Here is an 18,484-nt window from a genome sequence, read left to right as displayed (position 1 = left end):
ATTAACGCACCTTCAGCGTGGCCAGGCCAATCAGCACCAGCATTAGCGAAATAATCCAGAAGCGCACGATGACGCGCGGTTCCGGCCAGCCCTTGAGTTCATAGTGGTGATGGATCGGCGCCATGCGGAAAATACGCTGGCCGCGCAACTTGAACGATCCCACCTGCAGGATCACCGACAGCGTTTCAACCACAAATACGCCGCCCATGATCACCAGTAAAAATTCCTGACGCAGTAACACCGCGATGGTGCCCAGCGCGCCGCCTAAAGCCAGCGAGCCGACGTCACCCATAAAGACCTGAGCCGGATAGGTGTTGAACCACAGGAAGCCCAGCCCTGCCCCGACGATGGCGGTACAGACAATCACCAGCTCACCGGCGTGACGCAGATAGGGAATATGAAGGTATTCAGCAAACTTCACGTTACCGGTTGCCCAGGCAACCAGCGCGAAGCCCGCAGCGACAAAGACGGTTGGCATAATCGCCAGGCCATCCAGGCCATCGGTCAGATTGACCGCGTTACCCGTTCCGACAATCACAAAGTAGGCCAGCAGCACATAAAACAGGCCAAGCTGCGGCATGATGTCTTTGAAAAACGGCACGACCAGTTGAGTCGCAGGGGTATCTTTGCCCGCCGCATAAAGTCCGAATGCCACACCCAGCGAAATCACCGACATCCAGAAATATTTCCAGCGGGCGATCAGGCCTTTGGTGTCTTTACGCACCACTTTGCGGTAGTCATCGACAAAGCCGATGATGCCAAAGCCGACCAGCACGAACAGCACGCACCAGACATAGGGGTTCGACGGATAGGCCCACATCAGCACCGAAATGGTGATGGAGGTCAGAATCATGATGCCGCCCATGGTAGGCGTCCCGCGCTTACTGAAGTGCGATTCCGGACCGTCGTTACGGACGACCTGGCCAATCTGTAATTTCTGCAGCCAGGCGATGAGGCGCGGCCCCATCCAGAGCGAGATAAATAACGCGGTCAGCAGGCTGACAATGGCGCGAAACGTCAGATAGGAAAAGACGTTGAAGCCCGAATAAAAAGCGACCAGATGCTCGGCCAGCCAAACTAACATGTTCCTTTCTCCTTTAAGCTCTGTACTACCTGCTCCATGGCGGCACTACGTGAACCTTTTATCAGGACGGTAATTTCTGAGTGTTGGGACAACAATTCTCGCAAACGTTCAGTCAGCGCCGTCTTATCGCTGAAATGTTCACCAACTCCACTGCTTTCACTGATGAAGTGACTGAATTTTCCACAGGTCAGCACGCGGTCAAGGCCTGCTTCGCGTGCCGCTTCACCGATTTCGCGGTGACATTTTTCAGTCTCTTCACCCAGTTCCGCCATATCACCCGCGACCAGCACCTGGTAACCTGGCATCTCTGACAGGACCTGGACGGCGGCGGTCATCGAGCCGACGTTAGCGTTGTAGCTGTCATCCAGCAGCAGCTGATGCGCAGAAAGACGCACCGGAAACAGACGACCCGGCACCGACTGCAGGTTTTTCAGTCCCTGCTGAACGGCGCTAAGCGGCGCATCCACTGACAGGGCCAGTGCCGCCGCCGCAAGGGCGTTAGCAATGTTATGACGGCCCGGCAGCGGCAGTACGATCTCAGCCGTGCCACGCGGTGTGTTCATCACAAAATGGGTGCCATCCTGCGCAATGCGGATATCACGGGCGGAGAAATCACACTCGTCCGCCTGCGGTGAAAAGCGCCACACGGTTTTATCCTGCAGCGTGCTCTGCCAGTTCGGCCAGTCGTTGCTCTCATCGTTGAGAATGGCAATGCCGTGAGCCGGCAGGCCCTGAAAGATCTCACCTTTCGCTTTAGCAACACCCGCCAGCGAACCAAAGCCTTCCAGATGGGCCGCGGCCAGATTATTCACCAGCGCGCTTTCTGGTTTAACCAGGTCAGTGGTGTAGGCGATTTCGCCCTGATGATTAGCACCCAGCTCGATGACCGCATACTGATGTTCTGCGGTCAGGCGGAGCAGGGTCATCGGCACGCCATAATCGTTGTTGAGATTGCCTGCGGTGTAGAGCGTTTCGCCACACTGACGCAGAATCGCTGCGGTCATCTCTTTGACCGAAGTTTTGCCGGAGGAGCCGGTCAGCGCGACTACGCGGGCGGTCGACTGCTGACGAACCCAGGCACCCAGTCGTCCAAAGGCGATACGGGTATCTTCAACCACCACCTGAGGCACAGCGACAGGTAAATGCTTACTCACCAGCAGCGCCTGTGCGCCATTCGCAATGGCCTCTCCGGCGAAGTCGTGTGCATCGAAGCGTTCGCCCACCAGCGCGACAAACAGGCTGCCCGCCGTCACTTTGCGGGTATCGGTGGTCACATCGTTCAGGGTGAAATCGCTGCCGTGCAGCGTGCCGCCGGTAATTTCCGCCAGGGTCTTTGATGAAACCGGGATCATGCTGCGCCTCCCAGCAGTGCCGCTACCGTGGCACGATCGGAGTAGTCGAGACGACGGTTGCCGATGATCTGATAATCTTCATGGCCTTTGCCCGCCACCAGCACGATATCGTCAGGTTGTGCCTGCATAATGGCGTTAGTGACCGCTTGCGCACGACCTGCTACCACGCGGGCGCGGCCCGGATCCAGCAAACCGGTCAGAATGTCTTTTACTATCGCCTGCGGATCTTCGCTGCGCGGATTGTCGTCGGTAATCACCACCACATCCGCAAATTGTTCAGCAATTGCCCCCATTAACGGGCGCTTGCCTTTGTCGCGGTCGCCGCCGCAGCCAAACAGGCACCAGAGTTTTCCTTTGCAATGCAGACGTGCCGCTTCCAGCGCTTTTTCCAGCGCATCCGGCGTGTGGGCATAATCCACCACGACCGTCGGTTTTCCTGCAGCGCTGAACACTTCCATACGCCCGTTAACGGGCTGTAATCGTGGTGCAACGCTTATCAGCGTCGCCAGCGGATAATCCAGTGACAGCAGGGTCGCCAGCGCCAGCAGCAGATTGCTGACGTTGAACGCGCCCATCAGCGGGCTGTCGATTTCACCGTTGCCCCAGCTGGAGCTGAAACGGATATGAGCCCCGTTGTCGTGGTACTCCACCGCATCGGCTTTCAGCCAGCGGCCATGGCAGCCCGATTGAAGGTTATCTTCCATGGTGACGGCAACCGCATCAGGTAAGCGCGCCAGCCAGCGACGGCCGACTTCATCATCAGCGTTAAGAATCGCCTGTCCGACCTGATGCTCAGAAAACAGCAGCCATTTAGCCGATTCATAGCTCGGCATGTCACCGTGGTAATCGAGGTGATCGCGACTGAGATTGGTGAAGACCGCCGCGGCAAACGGCAGCGCCGCAACGCGATGCTGCACCAGACCGTGTGACGAGACTTCCATCGCGGTCAGGGTCGCTCCTTTTTCAGCGAGCTCGTGCAGCATATGCTGAACGTCCACGGCTGAACCGGTAGTATTTTCTGCAGCGACTAAGTGACCCACCAGCCCGTTGCCGACGGTGCCCATCACTGCGCTGGTTTCACCCAGCAGCGTCGCCCACTGCGCCAGCAGCTGGGTGGTCGTGGTTTTACCGTTGGTGCCAGTGACGCCAATCAGCGTCTGCTTCTCGCCCGGCTGCTGATAAAAACGTCCTGCTAAAGCCGACAGCCGCTGATGCAGCTGTGCCAGATAGATGACCGGTACGCCGTGCATTTCACGGATTTCGCCGTCAGTCGCTTCACCTTCAGCTTCAGCCACCACGGCGGCGACGCCCTGCGCAATCGCCTGCGGAATGAAACGGCGGCCATCAACCTGATGGCCTGCAACAGCGACAAACAGATCGCCAGACGCCGCCATGCGGCTATCCAGGGTCATGTCGCGCAGTGGGCGCGCCGGCGCGCCTGGCACCCAGGGGCCGAGTAAGTCGCGCAGGTTACGATCTGTCACTTGATTCCTCACTTCTGTTAGTCACCAACTCATTCCTGTCATTGGTCGTCGGTAATGCGTCCGGCTCGATGTTCATGGTGCGCAGTACGCCGCCCATGATGGCACCAAACACCGGTGCAGAAACCGCACCGCCGTAATACTTGCCAGCCTGGGGATCGTTGATCACCACCACCAGCGCGAATCGGGGATGACTGGCAGGCGCAACGCCTGCGGTATAGGCAATGTATTTATTGACGTAGCGTCCGTCCGGCCCGACTTTTTTCGCCGTACCGGTTTTTATCGCGATGCGATAACCCTTGATTGCCGCTTTAACGCCACCGCCACCGGGCAGCGCCACGCTTTCCATCATGTGCATCACGGTTTTCACCAGTGACTCATCGAAAACGCGTTGTCCCGCGACGGGCGGATCCACTTTGGTAATCGACAGCGGACGGTTAATGCCATAGCTGCCAATCGTTGCGTAGACTCGCGCTAACTGTAACGGCGTTACCATTAGCCCGTAGCCGAAAGAGAAGGTGGCCCTCTCTATGTCAGACCACCGTTGTTTTTTAGGGTATAAGCCACTGCTTTCCCCGACCAGCCCCAAATTGGTCGGTTTGCCCAGTCCAAAGCGCGCGTAAGTTTCTACCAGCGCTGAGGAAGGCATCGCTAACGCCAGACGTGAAACACCGACGTTACTCGACTTCTGTAAAACCCCTGTCAGGGTCAATTCGTTGTAGCGCGCCACATCTTTGATCTCATGACCATTGACGCGGTACGGCACGGTATTCAGGACGCTGTTCTCTCTGACCACGCCGCGTTGCAGCGCGGTCATCACCACCATCGGCTTCACGGTAGAACCCGGCTCGAAGATGTCGGTAATCGCGCGGTTACGCATCAGATCTTTTGGCGTATTGGTGAGATTATTCGGGTTGTAAGCCGGACTGTTGGCCATCGCCAGCACTTCACCGGTATTCACATCCACCAGCACCGCCGTACCCGATTCCGCTTTGTTAAAAGCAACGGCGTTATTCAGTTCACGGTAAACCAGCGCCTGTAACCGCTCATCAATGCTCAGGGTCAGGTTATGGGCGGCGCGGCTGTCCACAGAGGAGATATCTTCGATGACGCGGCCATAGCGATCTTTGCGCACCGTCCGCTCGCCCGGCGCACCGGTCAGCCATTTATCAAAGCTCTTCTCAATGCCTTCGATGCCCTGGCCGTCGATATTGGTAAAGCCAATCAGATGAGAGGTGACCTGCCCGGCAGGATAGTAACGACGCGATTCTTCGCGCAGATGAATACCGGGAAGTTTGAGTTTTTTGACGTATTCACCGATGGCCGGATTAACCTGGCGCGCCAGATAGACAAAGCGGCCTTTAGGGTTGGCATTGACGCGGGCCGCCAGCTGATCAAGCGGAATAGAGAGCGCATCGGACAGTGCTTTCCAGCGGCTGTCGAGCGTTACGCCACCACCGGCATGCAGCTCTTTTGGATCAGCCCAGATGGCATTAACCGGTACACTGACAGCCAGTGGGCGGCCAGCGCGATCGCTGATCATCCCGCGCGAAGTCGGCACTGCCTGAACACGCAGCGAGCGCAAATCGCCCTCTTTCACCAGCTTGCCGGGATTGATGACCTGCAGCCAGGCCACACGCGACAGCAAGCCACCCAGCGCCAGTAAAATACAGCCGCACAGCAACGCAAAACGCCAGCTTACAAAGCTGGCTTTATCTTCCGGTTTCTTTAACTTCAGCGTTCTGCCTGTGCCGCTCATTCGCTATCTGAAATCCTTATTTCTGCACCACGATATTTTCTTGTGAAGGATCAACGTGCTGCAGCTGCAGCTTCTCGGTGGCGATGCGTTCAACCCGGCTATGGTCGCCCAGCGCATTCTCTTCCAGAATCAGGTTGCGCCACTCGATATCCAGCGCATCACGCTCCAGCACCAGCTGTTCGCGCTGCGCGGTCAGCAGTCGTGTTTTATGGGTGGTGGTGACCACCAGCACGGCAGACACCACCACAGCGATCAGCAACAGCACCGGAATCTTGCCTTTTCGCAGCAAATCCCCGCCGATGACGGCGGGCAGACTGTGGCGCTCATTACCGATCATGCGTCGGTTTTCTCCGCGATACGTAATACCGAACTGCGCGCACGTGGATTTTCAGAGACTTCAGCATCACCCGGTGACATCTTGCCAAGCAGCTTCAGCTCACGCCCGCCCAGCGCTCGCAGCTGATGTTCAGTCATCGGTATCCCGGCTGGCACCTGTGGCCCGCGACTCTGATCGCGCATAAAGCGCTTCACCAGCCGATCTTCCAGTGAATGGAAGCTGATAACAGAGAGGCGCCCCTGTGGTGCCAGCACCTCAACCGCCCCTTTCAGAGCAATATCGATCTCTTCCAGTTCGCTGTTAATCCAGATACGAATGGCCTGGAAGCTGCGTGTAGCCGGATGCTTAAACTTATCTTTCACCGGCATGGCGACAGAGATCACTTCAGCCAGCTCCCGGGTGCGGGTCATCGGCTGTTCACGATTGCGCTCGACAATGGCCCGGGCAATACGTTTAGAGAATCGCTCTTCACCGTAGGTCTTCAGGACGAAGGCGATATCCGCTTCTTCCGCGTGCAGTAACCATTCTGCGGCGGAGTGACCGCGCGAAGGGTCCATGCGCATATCCAGTGGTCCGTCACGCATAAAGGAGAAGCCGCGTTCGGCGTCATCCAGTTGCGGTGATGAAACCCCCAGATCGAGTAAAATGCCGTCAATTTTCCCGACTAAATCCCGTTCAGCGACATACTCTGCCAGCGCGGAAAAAGGGCCATGAATAATTGAAAAACGCGGATCGGTGATCTCAGCGGCAGCGGCGATAGCTTGCGGATCGCGATCGATGGCGATCAGCCTTCCCTTCTCTCCCAGTTGCGAAAGAATCAGGCGTGAATGGCCACCACGGCCAAAAGTGCCGTCGATGTAAATACCGTCTTCCCTGATATTGAGGCCGTTAACCGCCTCATCCAACAGTACGGTGGTATGTATGAAATTTTCCTGCATAGCTATAGCGACAAGTCCTGCAACCGCTCAGATAAAGGCTCCTGAGCCGACTGTTCTGCGTCAATATCGTCCCTGACTTGTTGATACCAGGTCTGTTCATCCCACAGCTCAAACTTGTTGAACTGTCCAACCAGCATCACTTCTTTGGTTAATTTTGCGTGCTGCCGAAGCGTATTTGCCAGCAGCAGGCGGCCTGCATTGTCCATCTGACATTCACTGGCATGTCCCAGCAGCAAACGCTGTACGCGGCGCTCAAGTGGATTCATGCTGGAAAGGCGTGCCAGCTTTTTTTCAATGATTTCCCATTCGGGCAGGGTATAAAGCAACAGGCATGGCTGGTGGAGGTCGATGGTACAGACCATCTGCCCCTGAGATTCCCCAATCAGCAAATCGCGATATCGCGTGGGTACGGCGAGCCGCCCTTTGCTGTCGAGATTGACTAACGTTGCTCCGCGGAACATGCCAGTCTCTCCTCCTGGTCACCCATTTACGCCACTTTATCCCACTTTTTACCACGAAACGAGTTTAAGGATCCCATGAAATCCTTGTCAAGCCGGAGCGGTAGTTGAATATCACTCTTTACAGAGCGCAAAATTAATCTCTGGCGACGATATAAACGAATAAAAAGGGAAAGTAAAAATTAAGCCAATGAATACCTGAATAAAAATAAGGACCCACAAAAAAACGACTAAAAATGAAACAACATGAAGCGCTGAATATTTATCGTAGTTTCTGAGACAGCGGCGGCATTTTAGGGGATTTCCGAAAGGAAGCACAGCAGCTTCAGGCGAGACGGGGCAGGAAGTTTGTTGAAGTTGTAAGCAGATAATAAAAATAAGCCTGTCGACTTTGTTAGATTTGATGAGCAGAATTTACGCTTTTTTACGTCGACCTGTTTATTTAATCAGTACATCACGGAAATAAAATGGGCGGGCAGCATAATACTGCCCGTTACTCATTTAACTTTTCTGCTTAATTGTCCGCGACGGTATAAATTACGACGAATGCGGGTTAAACCCGGTTTCGGTTTTCTGGGTTCATCCAGCGAGGCTAAAACTAATTCCAGTACACGCTCTGCCACGTCACGATGACGCTGACCCACCGCCAGTACCGGACACTCAAGAAAGTCCAGTAATTCGTGGTCGCCAAAGGTGGCAATGGCCAGCTCGGTCGGCAGCCTTCCGTCACGTTTCAGCGTCACATCCATGACACCCTGCAGCAGACCAAATGAGGTGGTAAACAGCGCCTCCGGCATCGGGTGATCTTCAAGGTATTTTTCAAACAGCGCGGCAGCGGCGGTGCGTTCGAAGCTGTTGCAATAGATATAGTCAATCGGACGGGGATCGTCTTTCCAGGCATCGCGGAACCCCATCTCCCGCAGGAAACTTACTGAGAGCTCAGGTAACGCGCCAAGGAACAGCACATTTTTAACCTCAAGCTGACGCAGTTCAGCGGCCAGCGTCTGTGCATCATCCTGATCGGCACCCACTACGCTGGTAAAATGTTCACGATCCAGCGCGCGGTCTAACGCGATAATCGGCAGGGGATCGTTGATCCAGCGCTGATAAAAGGGATGCTCTGGCGGTAATGAGGTAGAGACGATAATCGCATCGACCTGCCGCTGTAACAGATGTTCAATGCAGCGCATCTCGTTATCAGGCTGGTCTTCAGAGCAGGCGATCAGCAGCTGATAGCCGCGCTGACGCGCCTGGCGCTCCAGATAGTTCGCAATACGGGTATAGCTGGTATTTTCCAGATCGGGAATCACTAACCCAATAGAGCGCGTTCGCCCGGCGCGTAGCCCGGCAGCCACCGCATTAGGGTGATAATTATGCTCACGTACCACCGCCATGACTTTCTCAACGGTTTTGTCGCTGACACGATACTGCCGCGCTTTGCCATTGATCACATAACTGGCCGTGGTGCGCGATACGCCTGCCAGACGCGCAATTTCATCCAGTTTCACGATAACCCCACCATCAAATCCGCTTTAACGGCAAAAATAGCCGCAGTTAAGCTATGGATAACTTATGACTATCATCTAACAGCAGAAAAGTGCGCGGAGCAACCGCTTTTCTGAATGTAACCCGCCTGGCGCATAAAAAATAAAAAAACCCGGCATTTCGCCGGGTTAGGTGAGGATTGATGATGACGGAGCGTAATTAACGCATGATGCGATCGCCACGTGAAACGCCCACGATCCCGGAGCGTGCCACTTCAACAATTTCGGCAACATCGCGGACGGTATTCAGGAAGGCGTCCAGTTTGTCACTGGTGCCTGCCAGCTGAACCGTGTACAGCGTCGGCGTCACGTCAATGATCTGACCGCGGAAGATCTCGGCGTTTCGTTTCACCTCTTCACGGCCATAACCGCTGGCCTGAATCTTCACCAGCATGATTTCACGTTCAACATAGGCGCCCAGCCCCAGTTCGGTAACGCGCAGCACATCCACCAGCTTGTGCAGCTGCTTTTCAATCTGCTCCAGCACCTTCTGATCACCCACCGTCTGAATGGTCATCCGCGACAGCGTGGGATCGTCGGTCGGTGCCACAGTCAGGCTTTCAATGTTATAGCCGCGCTGCGAAAACAGACCGACGACACGGGATAATGCGCCGGATTCGTTCTCCAGCAGAACTGATAAAATGCGACGCATAATTATGTCCTCTCCGTTTTGCTTAACCACATCTCATCCATGCTGCCACCGCGAATCTGCATCGGGTAAACGTGCTCGCTACCGTCAACGGTGACATCCACAAACACCAGACGTCCTTTCGCCAGCGTTTCCAGCGCCAGCGTCAGTTTCTCTTCCAGCTCAGCCGGATGTTCAATCGCGATGCCGACATGACCGTAGGCTTCCGCCAGACGCACGAAGTCAGGCAGCGACTCCATATAAGACTGGGAGTGACGACCGGAATAGATCATATCCTGCCACTGCTTCACCATGCCCAGCACCCGGTTATTCAGGTTCAGCACCAGCACCGGCAGATCGTACTGCAGTGCTGTAGAGAGCTCCTGAATGTTCATCTGGATACTGCCATCGCCCGTTACGCAGATGACGGTCTCTTCCGGCAACGCCATCTTAACGCCCAGCGCAGCAGGCAGGCCAAAGCCCATGGTGCCCAGACCGCCGGAGTTGATCCAGCGGCGCGGTTTATCGAAAGGATAATAGAGCGCAGCAAACATCTGATGCTGGCCCACATCTGACGTGACGTACGCATCGCCTTTGGTCAGACGGCTGATGGTTTCAATCACGGCCTGTGGTTTAATTTTGTCGCTGGTGCGATCAAACTCCAGGCAGTGACGACTGCGCCAGCCTTCGATCGCCTGCCACCAGTCGTGCAGGCTCTCAGCACGCGATGGCGTGTCGCTTTGCGCAAGCAACTCCAGCATCTGCTGCAATACCTGTTTCGCATCGCCCACAATCGGAATATCCGCCGCAACCGTTTTGGAAATAGAGGTAGGATCGATATCGATGTGCATCACCGTGGCGTTGGGACAATATTTCGCCAGGTTGTTGGTGGTGCGATCATCGAAGCGAACGCCGATACCAAAAATCAGATCGGTATTGTGCATCGTCATGTTGGCTTCGTACGTGCCGTGCATACCGAGCATGCCGACGCACTGACGGTGGGTACCCGGAAACGCGCCCAGGCCCATCAGCGAAGTTGTCACCGGAATATTCAGGCTTTCGGCCAGCTGTAACAGTTCCGCTTCGCAGCCAGCGGTGATGGCCCCGCCACCCGCGTAAATCACCGGCTTCTTCGCAGCCAGCAAGGTGGTCAGCGCGCGCTTAATCTGCCCTTTGTGACCCTGAATGGTCGGGTTGTATGAACGCATGCTTACCGAATCCGGCCAGTGATAAGGCAGTTTGTTGGCCGGGTTCAGAATATCTTTTGGCAGGTCGATCACCACCGGTCCCGGACGTCCGCTGGAGGCCAGCCAGAACGCCTTTTTCAGTACGGTTGGGATCTCTTCGGTGCTTTTTACCAGGAAGCTGTGCTTCACCACCGGACGAGAGATGCCGACCATGTCGCACTCCTGAAAAGCATCATAGCCAATCAGCGACGAGGGAACCTGACCCGACAGGATCACCAGCGGAATCGAGTCCATATAGGCGGTAGCGATACCGGTAATGGCATTGGTTGCACCGGGTCCTGAGGTAACCAGCACCACGCCAACTTCACCAGTAGCACGCGCCAGACCGTCAGCCATATGCACCGCGCCCTGCTCATGGCGCACCAGAATGTGATCGATACCCCCGACGGTTTGCAGCGCATCATAGATATCTAAGACTGCGCCACCCGGATAACCGAATACCTGCTTAACGCCCTGATCGATTAACGAACGGACGACCATTTCGGCTCCTGACAACATCTCCATCTTCTGCCTCCAGGCTTGAGGACCCGGCCCGGTTACTACGCCCGTTGGTGTGTAACACGTTGCCCTGGTGCCTGCTTTGCCAATCAAAATCTTATGTTTATGCACGACAGCGAAAACATGTGCCGCTGTCCGGTTACAGAGAAATCTGTTGAGTTCATTGTTCTGAGAGTAGGTCAATTACCATAACCGCAGTTAACCGGGCAGGCAAACCGCAAACCCGCGTAAATTAAAAGGCCGGGACGTAAAGGCTCTGCCTGATAAGAATTGGCTGCGCGGATTAAACTAATTACGTCGCAGAACCGCAGACGAAAATGCTAAGTAAGAAATTATTTTCAGCGAGATATAAGAAATAACGAAAACTTATTACCGCCTGCAATAGCCCACAATCGCCTGACGCTTTTCTTTTCTGGCGTAATTAACCAGTAAATCACGCAAGCGCATTCGATTATGCTAACCGACAGGTGATAAATCCTGTGGTGCTGCCAGGCTGAAAAACAATAAAATTATTATTTTTCAATAGAATAAATCTTTGAACAGCCCATAAAAGGCAGCCTTCCGGGGCTGATTGCTTACGCAGTGACTGACGCGCTGTTCATTACGCTGCCTGACCGTTAAATAACAGAATATCTTCCTTCATCGTCCCGGATAATACCCCTGCATTGAAGGTTGACATCCCTGAGCGATTCCAGTACCAATATGTACAGCACAACATTTTATAAGGTTTGAATCCATGTTTCGTTCTGTTCGCCTTCTCGGTCTACTACTAAACGCACTCAGCTTGCGCGGTAGACTTGTGGGCGGAATCAAACACTGATTCAAACCTGCTGAAAGTTAAAAACCCGCGCCTGTCGCGGGTTTTTTTATGCTCGTTGCCAGGCCCGAAAAAAGCAAAAGGATGAATACGATGAGCCAGCAAGTCATTATTTTCGATACCACTCTGCGCGATGGTGAGCAGGCATTACAGGCCAGCCTGAGTGTGAAAGAAAAATTGCAGATTGCCTTAGCGCTGGAGCGTATGGGCGTGGATGTGATGGAAGTGGGTTTCCCGGTCTCCTCACCAGGCGACTTTGAATCAGTACAGACCATTGCGCGTACCATCAAAAACAGTCGGGTCTGCGGACTGGCGCGCTGTGTGGAGAAAGACATCGACGCGGCATATGAATCACTGCGCGTTGCCGAAGCCTTCCGTATTCATACCTTCATCGCGACCTCCCCGATGCACATCGCCACCAAACTGCGCAGTACGCTGCCGGAAGTGATTGAGCGTGCGGTGCATATGGTAAAGCGTGCGCGTAACTACACCAGTGACGTCGAGTTCTCCTGTGAAGATGGCGGCCGTACCCCCATTGATGACCTGTGCCGGATGGTGGAAGCCACGATTAACGCCGGTGCGACCACTATCAACATCCCGGACACCGTTGGCTACACCCTGCCAGGCGAATATGCTCACATCATCAGCGAACTGATGAACCGCGTTCCTAACATCGATAAAGCGATTATCTCTGTACATACCCACGATGACCTGGGCATGGCAACCGGTAACGCCCTGGCTGCTGTTCAGGCCGGCGCGCGTCAGGTTGAAGGCACGATGAATGGGCTGGGTGAACGTGCCGGTAACTGTGCGCTGGAAGAGGTGATCATGGCGATTAAAACCCGTCAGCAGATCATGAACGTGCACACCACTATCAATCATCAGGAAATCTACCGCACCAGCCAGATGGTCAGCCAGATCTGCAACATGCCGATCCCGGCGAATAAAGCAGTGGTCGGCTCCAACGCTTTCGCCCATTCCTCCGGTATTCATCAGGATGGCGTGCTGAAGAATCGCGAGAACTACGAAATCCTGACGCCAGAGTCGATTGGCTTGCACAAAATCCAGCTGAACCTGACCTCGCGTTCAGGCCGTGCGGCGGTAAAACATCGCATGGAAGAGATGGGCTATGCCGAGCAGGATTACAATCTGGATACGCTGTATGACGCCTTCCTGAAACTGGCCGACAAAAAAGGTCAGGTCTTCGATTACGACCTGGAAGCGCTGGCCTTCATCAACAAACAGAATGAAGAGCCGGAGCATTTCCAGCTGCACGAATTTAACGTCCAGACCGGTTCCGGCATCACCGCCACCGCCTCTGTCAATCTGGGCTGCGGCGATGTCGCTAAATCGGATGCCGCCACCGGTAACGGTCCGGTTGATGCGGTCTATCAGGCGATTAACCGAATCACGCAGTTTGACGCTGAGCTGGTTAACTACAAGCTGACTGCGAAAGGCCACGGCGAAAACGCGCTGGGTCAGGTCGATATCGTTGTGAGCTACAACGGCCGCAAATTCCACGGCATTGGTCTGGCGACCGATATCGTCGAGTCCTCTGCGAAAGCGATGGTCAACGCCCTGAACAATATCTGGCGTGCCCGTCAGGTTGAACAAGAATTGCAGCGCAAATTTAAAGATCAGAAGGAAACCGTATAACCATGTCCACCTCCTCTCATATCGCAGTTTTATCCGGTGACGGTATCGGCCCGGAAGTGATGGCACAGGCGATGAAAGTGCTGGATGCCATTCGTCAGCGCTTTGATATGCAGATTACCACCCAGGAATATGCGGTCGGCGGCATCGCTATCGATCAGCATGGCGAACCTCTGCCACCGGCTACGGTTGCAGGCTGCGAGCAGGCCGACGCGATTCTGTTTGGCTCCGTTGGTGGTCCGAAGTGGGAGCATTTACCGCCAGCATCACAGCCGGAACGCGGTGCGTTGCTGCCGCTGCGCAAGCATTTTAAGCTGTTCAGTAACCTGCGTCCGGCGGCGCTCTACAGCGGACTGGAAGCCTTCTGCCCGCTGCGCGCCGATATCGCCGCAAAGGGCTTCGACATTCTCTGCGTGCGTGAACTGACCGGCGGCATCTATTTTGGTCAGCCGAAAGGACGCGAAGGCAGCGGCCCGGAAGAGCGTGCCTTTGATACCGAGGTCTATCACCGTTTCGAAATTGAGCGCATCGCCCGTATCGCGTTTGAATCGGCGCGCAAACGTCGCAACAAAGTCACCTCGGTGGATAAAGCCAACGTGCTGCAGACCTCGGTGATGTGGCGTGAAATTGTTAATGAAGTGGCAAAAGAGTACCCGGACGTGCAGCTGAGCCACATCTATATCGACAACGCGACCATGCAGCTGATCAAAGACCCGTCGCAGTTTGACGTGCTGCTCTGCTCCAACCTGTTCGGTGACATTCTCTCTGATGAGTGCGCCATGATCACCGGCTCGATGGGCATGCTGCCGTCAGCCAGCCTGAATGAAGCGGGCTTTGGCCTGTTCGAACCGGCGGGTGGTTCAGCGCCGGATATCGCCGGTCAGAATATTGCTAACCCGGTCGCCCAGATCCTGTCGCTGTCGCTGCTGCTGCGTTACAGCCTGAATGCCGATGTCGCTGCCGACAGTATCGAACGTGCCATTAGCCGTGCGCTGGAACAGGGTTACCGCACCAAAGATTTAGCCGGTGATGGCCCTGCGGTCAGCACAGATGAGATGGGCAGCATCATTGCCCGCTTTATCGCCGAGGAAAAATAAAAAAATGAAAACCTTATACCAGAAGTTATTTGATGCACATGTCGTCCACGAAGCGCCAAACGAAACGCCGTTACTCTACATCGATCGTCACCTGATCCATGAAGTGACCTCGCCACAGGCCTTTGATGGCCTGCGCGCACACGGACGTAAAGTCCGTCAGCCGGGCAAAACCTTTGCCACGATGGATCACAACGTCTCTACCCAGACCAAAGATATCAATGCGTCGGGCGAAATGGCGCGTATTCAGATGCAGGAGCTGATGAAGAACTGCGAAGAATTTGGCGTACAGCTGTATGACCTGAATCACCCATTCCAGGGCATCGTCCACGTTATCGGTCCTGAGCAGGGTATGACGCTGCCGGGCATGACCATTGTGTGCGGCGACTCGCACACCGCCACCCACGGCGCGTTCGGCTCGCTGGCCTTTGGTATCGGCACCTCTGAAGTGGAACATGTATTTGCCACTCAGACCCTGAAACAGGGTCGGGCGAAAACCATGAAGATTGAAGTACTGGGCCAGGCGTCCACCGGCATTACCGCCAAAGATATCGTGCTGGCGATCATCGGTAAAACCGGCAGCGCAGGCGGTACTGGTTATGTGGTTGAATTCTGCGGCCCGGCCATTCAGGCGCTGAGCATGGAAGGTCGTATGACCCTGTGCAACATGGCGATTGAGATGGGCGCGAAAGCGGGCCTGGTAGCACCGGATGACACTACTTTCAACTACCTGAAAGGTCGTCAGTTCTCCCCACAGGGCGAGAAATGGGAGCAGGCCGTTGAATACTGGCGCACCCTGAAATCTGATGAAGGCGCGAAGTATGATGCGGTAGTGACGCTGCATGCTGAAGAGATTGCACCGCAGGTCACCTGGGGCACCAACCCGGGCCAGGTGATTGCCGTTGATCAGTTGATCCCGAACCCGGCCTCATTCGCCGATCCGGTTGAGCGCGCCTCAGCGGAAAAAGCGCTGGCCTACATGAACCTGCAGCCGGGCATTAAACTGACCGATGTTGCGATTGATAAAGTGTTTATCGGCTCCTGCACCAACTCACGTATTGAAGATCTGCGTGCCGCCGCCGCTATCGCCAAAGGCCGCAAAGTCGCGCCTGGCGTGGTCGCGATGGTGGTGCCGGGTTCCGGCCCGGTCAAAGCGCAGGCTGAAGCGGAAGGTCTGGATAAAATCTTCCTGGAAGCGGGCTTTGAATGGCGTCTGCCTGGCTGCTCAATGTGCCTGGCGATGAACAATGACCGCCTGAATCCGGGCGAGCGTTGCGCATCTACCAGCAACCGTAACTTTGAAGGTCGCCAGGGCCGTGGTGGACGTACCCATCTGGTCAGCCCGGCGATGGCCGCAGCGGCTGCCGTGACCGGCCACTTTGCCGACATCCGTGAACTGACGACAGGAGCTTAAGTCATGGCGAATAAATTTACTCAGCACACTGGCATTGTTGCACCGCTGGATGCCGCGAACGTCGATACGGACGCGATCATTCCCAAGCAGTTTTTGCAGAAGGTCACCCGTACCGGTTTCGGTCAGCATCTGTTCCATGACTGGCGCTTTGAAGATGACGCTGGTACGGTGCCGACGCCCGGCTTTGTGCTGAACAAGCCTGAGTTCAAAGGCACCAGCATCCTGCTGGCGCGCGAGAACTTTGGCTGTGGCTCTTCACGTGAGCATGCGCCCTGGGCGCTGACCGATTTCGGTTTCCACGTGGTGATTGCGCCGAGCTTCGCGGATATTTTTTACGGCAACAGTTTCAACAACCAGCTGCTGCCGGTGAAGTTAAGCGAAGAGGAAGTGGATGAGCTGTTCAGACTGGTTGCGGCCCAGCCGGGTATCAGCTTCACGGTCGATCTGGAAGCGCAGACGGTCACCGCAGGCGATAAAGTCTATCCGTTTGAACTCGACAGCTTCCGCCGCCACTGCATGATTAATGGTCTCGACAGCATCGGCCTGACCCTGCAGCACGAAGCCTCGATTTCGCAGTACGAGCAGAATCAGCCCGCTTTTCTGCGCTGATTGAGTTAAAGCAGGGCGACACCGGGTCGCCCTCAGACTGCTGACAAACCCAAATCAGGGTGAATCTGACAGCAATAAAAAAACCTGATGCGCTGGGAACACGGTCAGAAGAGGAAAGCGTCCCGCGCCAGGGACGGCGCGGGCCGAGCGGCCAGGGATGGCTTAAGCGACTTTCCGATCTGACCGTGTTCTCTTCGCCAGCTCGGTCTTACCGCCACCGAGCCGGACGTTATCAGCACTGTGAGGGCGACATCCTGTCGCCCTTCTCTTTTATACGTCGCGCACCCGCGCCGACATCACCAGCGCCACAATCGCCAGCCCGAATGCCAGCCAGTAAACCGCCTCATGTCCCAGCCGCTCACTCAGTGTTCCCTGAATCACCCCGGCCAGAATCATGCCGGTCGAAATCGAATTGGTGAACATAGTGGTCGCCGCGCCGGGTCGTCCTGGCATCAGATCCTGAAACCACAACATCCCGATACCCGCAATAATCCCGACAAATACCGCGTTAAACAGCTGCAACACCATCAGCGAAGTGCGGGAGTTGAACAACACCAGCCCCAGGTAAAACAGGACGCCCGCTGCCACCGCGATCAGCATTAACCGCCGCTTGCCGATGCGGCGCGCGTAATGTCCCGCCAGCAGCATCACCGGAATCTCCAGCCCGGCCGCCGTTCCCATCAGCAAACCAGCCAGCTTCTCCGGCAGCCCCAGCGTGGTGCTGATATAGAGCGGCATATCGATGATATACATGGTGTTGCAGGTCCACATCACGACGGAGGCGATGAACAGCAACCGCACATCCCGATCGCTCCAGCCGCTTATCGGCAGCCCGCCGCTTTGCATCAGCGGCTGCGTGCGTGACACAGACGGCAGCGTAAACCAGACCAGCAGGATACAGATCAGAAACAGCGCAGCGGCCACCAAAAACAGCGTCACAAAACCGTAGTTCAGCGCCAGCGCGAACGAGAGCGGTGGCCCGATCACCCACGCCAGCGACAGCTGCGCACGCATCACCGAACTGAACATCACCGCTTCCCGTGCCGACTGATCGGCATACTCCCGCGCCAGCGCAAACAGCTGCGGCATTGAGACGCTGGCCAGCGCCGACAGCAGTACACCCAGCGTCAGCAGGGTCAGATAGTGGCGGGTAAAGGCAAACAGCAGCGCATTCATCAGCGCCATCAGGCAGCAGAAGAGAATGATATGCCGACGATCGCCAACGCTGTCTGAGCGCTTAGCCACCAGCATGCTCACCACGATACCGGCCACCGCATTGATGGTGAAAAACAGCCCGACCCAGAAGGGCCGCGCCTGCACCTCGCGCGTCAGAAACAGGCTGAGCGTGGGTGCCTGTAATGCGCCCGCGATGCCCAGCATGAACGAGGCAACCATAAAAGCGAGGTAAACCGGATTGATGCGGCGCTGCCGCGTTAACAGCGATTTCATAGCGAAATCCCTTTCAGAACAAACAGAGGGGAAAAAGAAGGGTAGACGATACCGCGCAACATGAAAAAAGCCAGCAGAGATCATCTGCTGGCGGTGTAAATGCACCCTACTCAGAAAAGCAC

15 protein-coding genes are annotated in these 18,484 nt (G+C 55.6%); 4 read left to right on the top strand and 11 right to left on the bottom strand.

The window, feature by feature from the left end; all coding sequences use genetic code 11:
* Position 1: 1 nt before the first annotated feature.
* The 10 genes from mraY to ilvI form a co-directional block, all read right to left on the bottom strand.
* The gene (gene mraY / locus FA92_RS01680) at positions 2 to 1,084 is read right to left on the bottom strand and encodes a phospho-N-acetylmuramoyl-pentapeptide-transferase (protein ID WP_013356763.1); all 1,083 of its coding nucleotides are present in this window, start codon (positions 1,082 to 1,084) and stop codon (positions 2 to 4) included.
* Complete coding sequence (gene murF, locus FA92_RS01675; RefSeq protein WP_033781858.1) at positions 1,078 to 2,436, bottom strand: UDP-N-acetylmuramoyl-tripeptide--D-alanyl-D-alanine ligase; 1,359 nt, start codon at positions 2,434 to 2,436, stop codon at positions 1,078 to 1,080. Before murF ends, mraY begins: the two co-directional genes overlap by 7 nt.
* Positions 2,433 to 3,920: a UDP-N-acetylmuramoyl-L-alanyl-D-glutamate--2,6-diaminopimelate ligase gene (gene murE / locus FA92_RS01670; RefSeq protein ID WP_033781856.1), complete on the bottom strand. Its 1,488-nt coding sequence runs from the start codon at positions 3,918 to 3,920 to the stop codon at positions 2,433 to 2,435. The genes murF and murE overlap by 4 nt, the downstream gene beginning before the upstream one ends.
* Positions 3,907 to 5,676, bottom strand: a complete 1,770-nt coding sequence (locus tag FA92_RS01665) for a peptidoglycan glycosyltransferase FtsI (protein WP_013356760.1) — start codon at positions 5,674 to 5,676, stop codon at positions 3,907 to 3,909. Before FA92_RS01665 ends, murE begins: the two co-directional genes overlap by 14 nt.
* Before the next feature lie 16 nt (positions 5,677 to 5,692).
* Entirely contained in the window at positions 5,693 to 6,013 is a 321-nt protein-coding gene (ftsL, locus tag FA92_RS01660) for a cell division protein FtsL (protein WP_003854764.1), read from the bottom strand.
* Complete coding sequence (rsmH, locus tag FA92_RS01655) at positions 6,010 to 6,951, bottom strand: 16S rRNA (cytosine(1402)-N(4))-methyltransferase RsmH (protein ID WP_033781854.1); 942 nt, start codon at positions 6,949 to 6,951, stop codon at positions 6,010 to 6,012. The genes ftsL and rsmH overlap by 4 nt, the downstream gene beginning before the upstream one ends.
* A gap of 2 nt (positions 6,952 to 6,953) precedes the next feature.
* Positions 6,954 to 7,412 (bottom strand): division/cell wall cluster transcriptional repressor MraZ, encoded by a 459-nt coding sequence (mraZ, locus tag FA92_RS01650; RefSeq protein WP_009092149.1) that lies wholly within the window; start codon positions 7,410 to 7,412, stop codon positions 6,954 to 6,956.
* A gap of 494 nt (positions 7,413 to 7,906) precedes the next feature.
* Positions 7,907 to 8,917 carry a catabolite repressor/activator gene (gene cra, locus FA92_RS01645; RefSeq protein ID WP_013356758.1) on the bottom strand — a complete coding sequence of 337 codons (1,011 nt, stop codon included), beginning with the start codon at positions 8,915 to 8,917 and terminating at the stop codon, positions 7,907 to 7,909.
* 196 nt (positions 8,918 to 9,113) lie between these two features.
* The gene (ilvN, locus tag FA92_RS01640; protein WP_033781853.1) at positions 9,114 to 9,605 is read right to left on the bottom strand and encodes an acetolactate synthase small subunit; all 492 of its coding nucleotides are present in this window, start codon (positions 9,603 to 9,605) and stop codon (positions 9,114 to 9,116) included.
* 2 nt (positions 9,606 to 9,607) lie between these two features.
* Entirely contained in the window at positions 9,608 to 11,332 is a 1,725-nt protein-coding gene (gene ilvI, locus FA92_RS01635) for an acetolactate synthase 3 large subunit (protein ID WP_033731545.1), read from the bottom strand.
* A 904-nt stretch (positions 11,333 to 12,236) separates the two neighbouring features.
* On the opposite strand from ilvI, the gene leuA reads away from it, so the two are divergent.
* From leuA to leuD, 4 genes are read left to right on the top strand one after another with little or no spacing between them, the layout of a single operon-like run.
* Positions 12,237 to 13,799, top strand: a complete 1,563-nt coding sequence (gene leuA / locus FA92_RS01630; protein WP_033781852.1) for a 2-isopropylmalate synthase — start codon at positions 12,237 to 12,239, stop codon at positions 13,797 to 13,799.
* Between the two features lie 2 nt (positions 13,800 to 13,801).
* Positions 13,802 to 14,893, top strand: coding sequence for a 3-isopropylmalate dehydrogenase (gene leuB / locus FA92_RS01625; RefSeq protein WP_033781851.1), 1,092 nt, complete (start codon positions 13,802 to 13,804; stop codon positions 14,891 to 14,893).
* A 4-nt stretch (positions 14,894 to 14,897) separates the two neighbouring features.
* Positions 14,898 to 16,304, top strand: coding sequence for a 3-isopropylmalate dehydratase large subunit (leuC, locus tag FA92_RS01620; protein ID WP_013356753.1), 1,407 nt, complete (start codon positions 14,898 to 14,900; stop codon positions 16,302 to 16,304).
* Between the two features lie 3 nt (positions 16,305 to 16,307).
* The gene (gene leuD, locus FA92_RS01615) at positions 16,308 to 16,913 is read left to right on the top strand and encodes a 3-isopropylmalate dehydratase small subunit (RefSeq protein ID WP_003854779.1); all 606 of its coding nucleotides are present in this window, start codon (positions 16,308 to 16,310) and stop codon (positions 16,911 to 16,913) included.
* 270 nt (positions 16,914 to 17,183) lie between these two features.
* Here the strand turns inward: leuD and FA92_RS01610 are convergent, their stop codons facing one another.
* Positions 17,184 to 18,362, bottom strand: a complete 1,179-nt coding sequence (locus FA92_RS01610) for an MFS transporter (RefSeq protein WP_033781849.1) — start codon at positions 18,360 to 18,362, stop codon at positions 17,184 to 17,186.
* Positions 18,363 to 18,484 lie beyond the last annotated feature (122 nt).

The sequence above is a fragment of the Pantoea sp. 9140 genome, from assembly GCF_000745295.1.
GTDB lineage: Bacteria > Pseudomonadota > Gammaproteobacteria > Enterobacterales > Enterobacteriaceae > Pantoea > Pantoea vagans.
The sequence above is the reverse complement of the archived record's forward strand: the minus strand, read 5'-3'. Positions and strand labels throughout refer to the sequence as shown.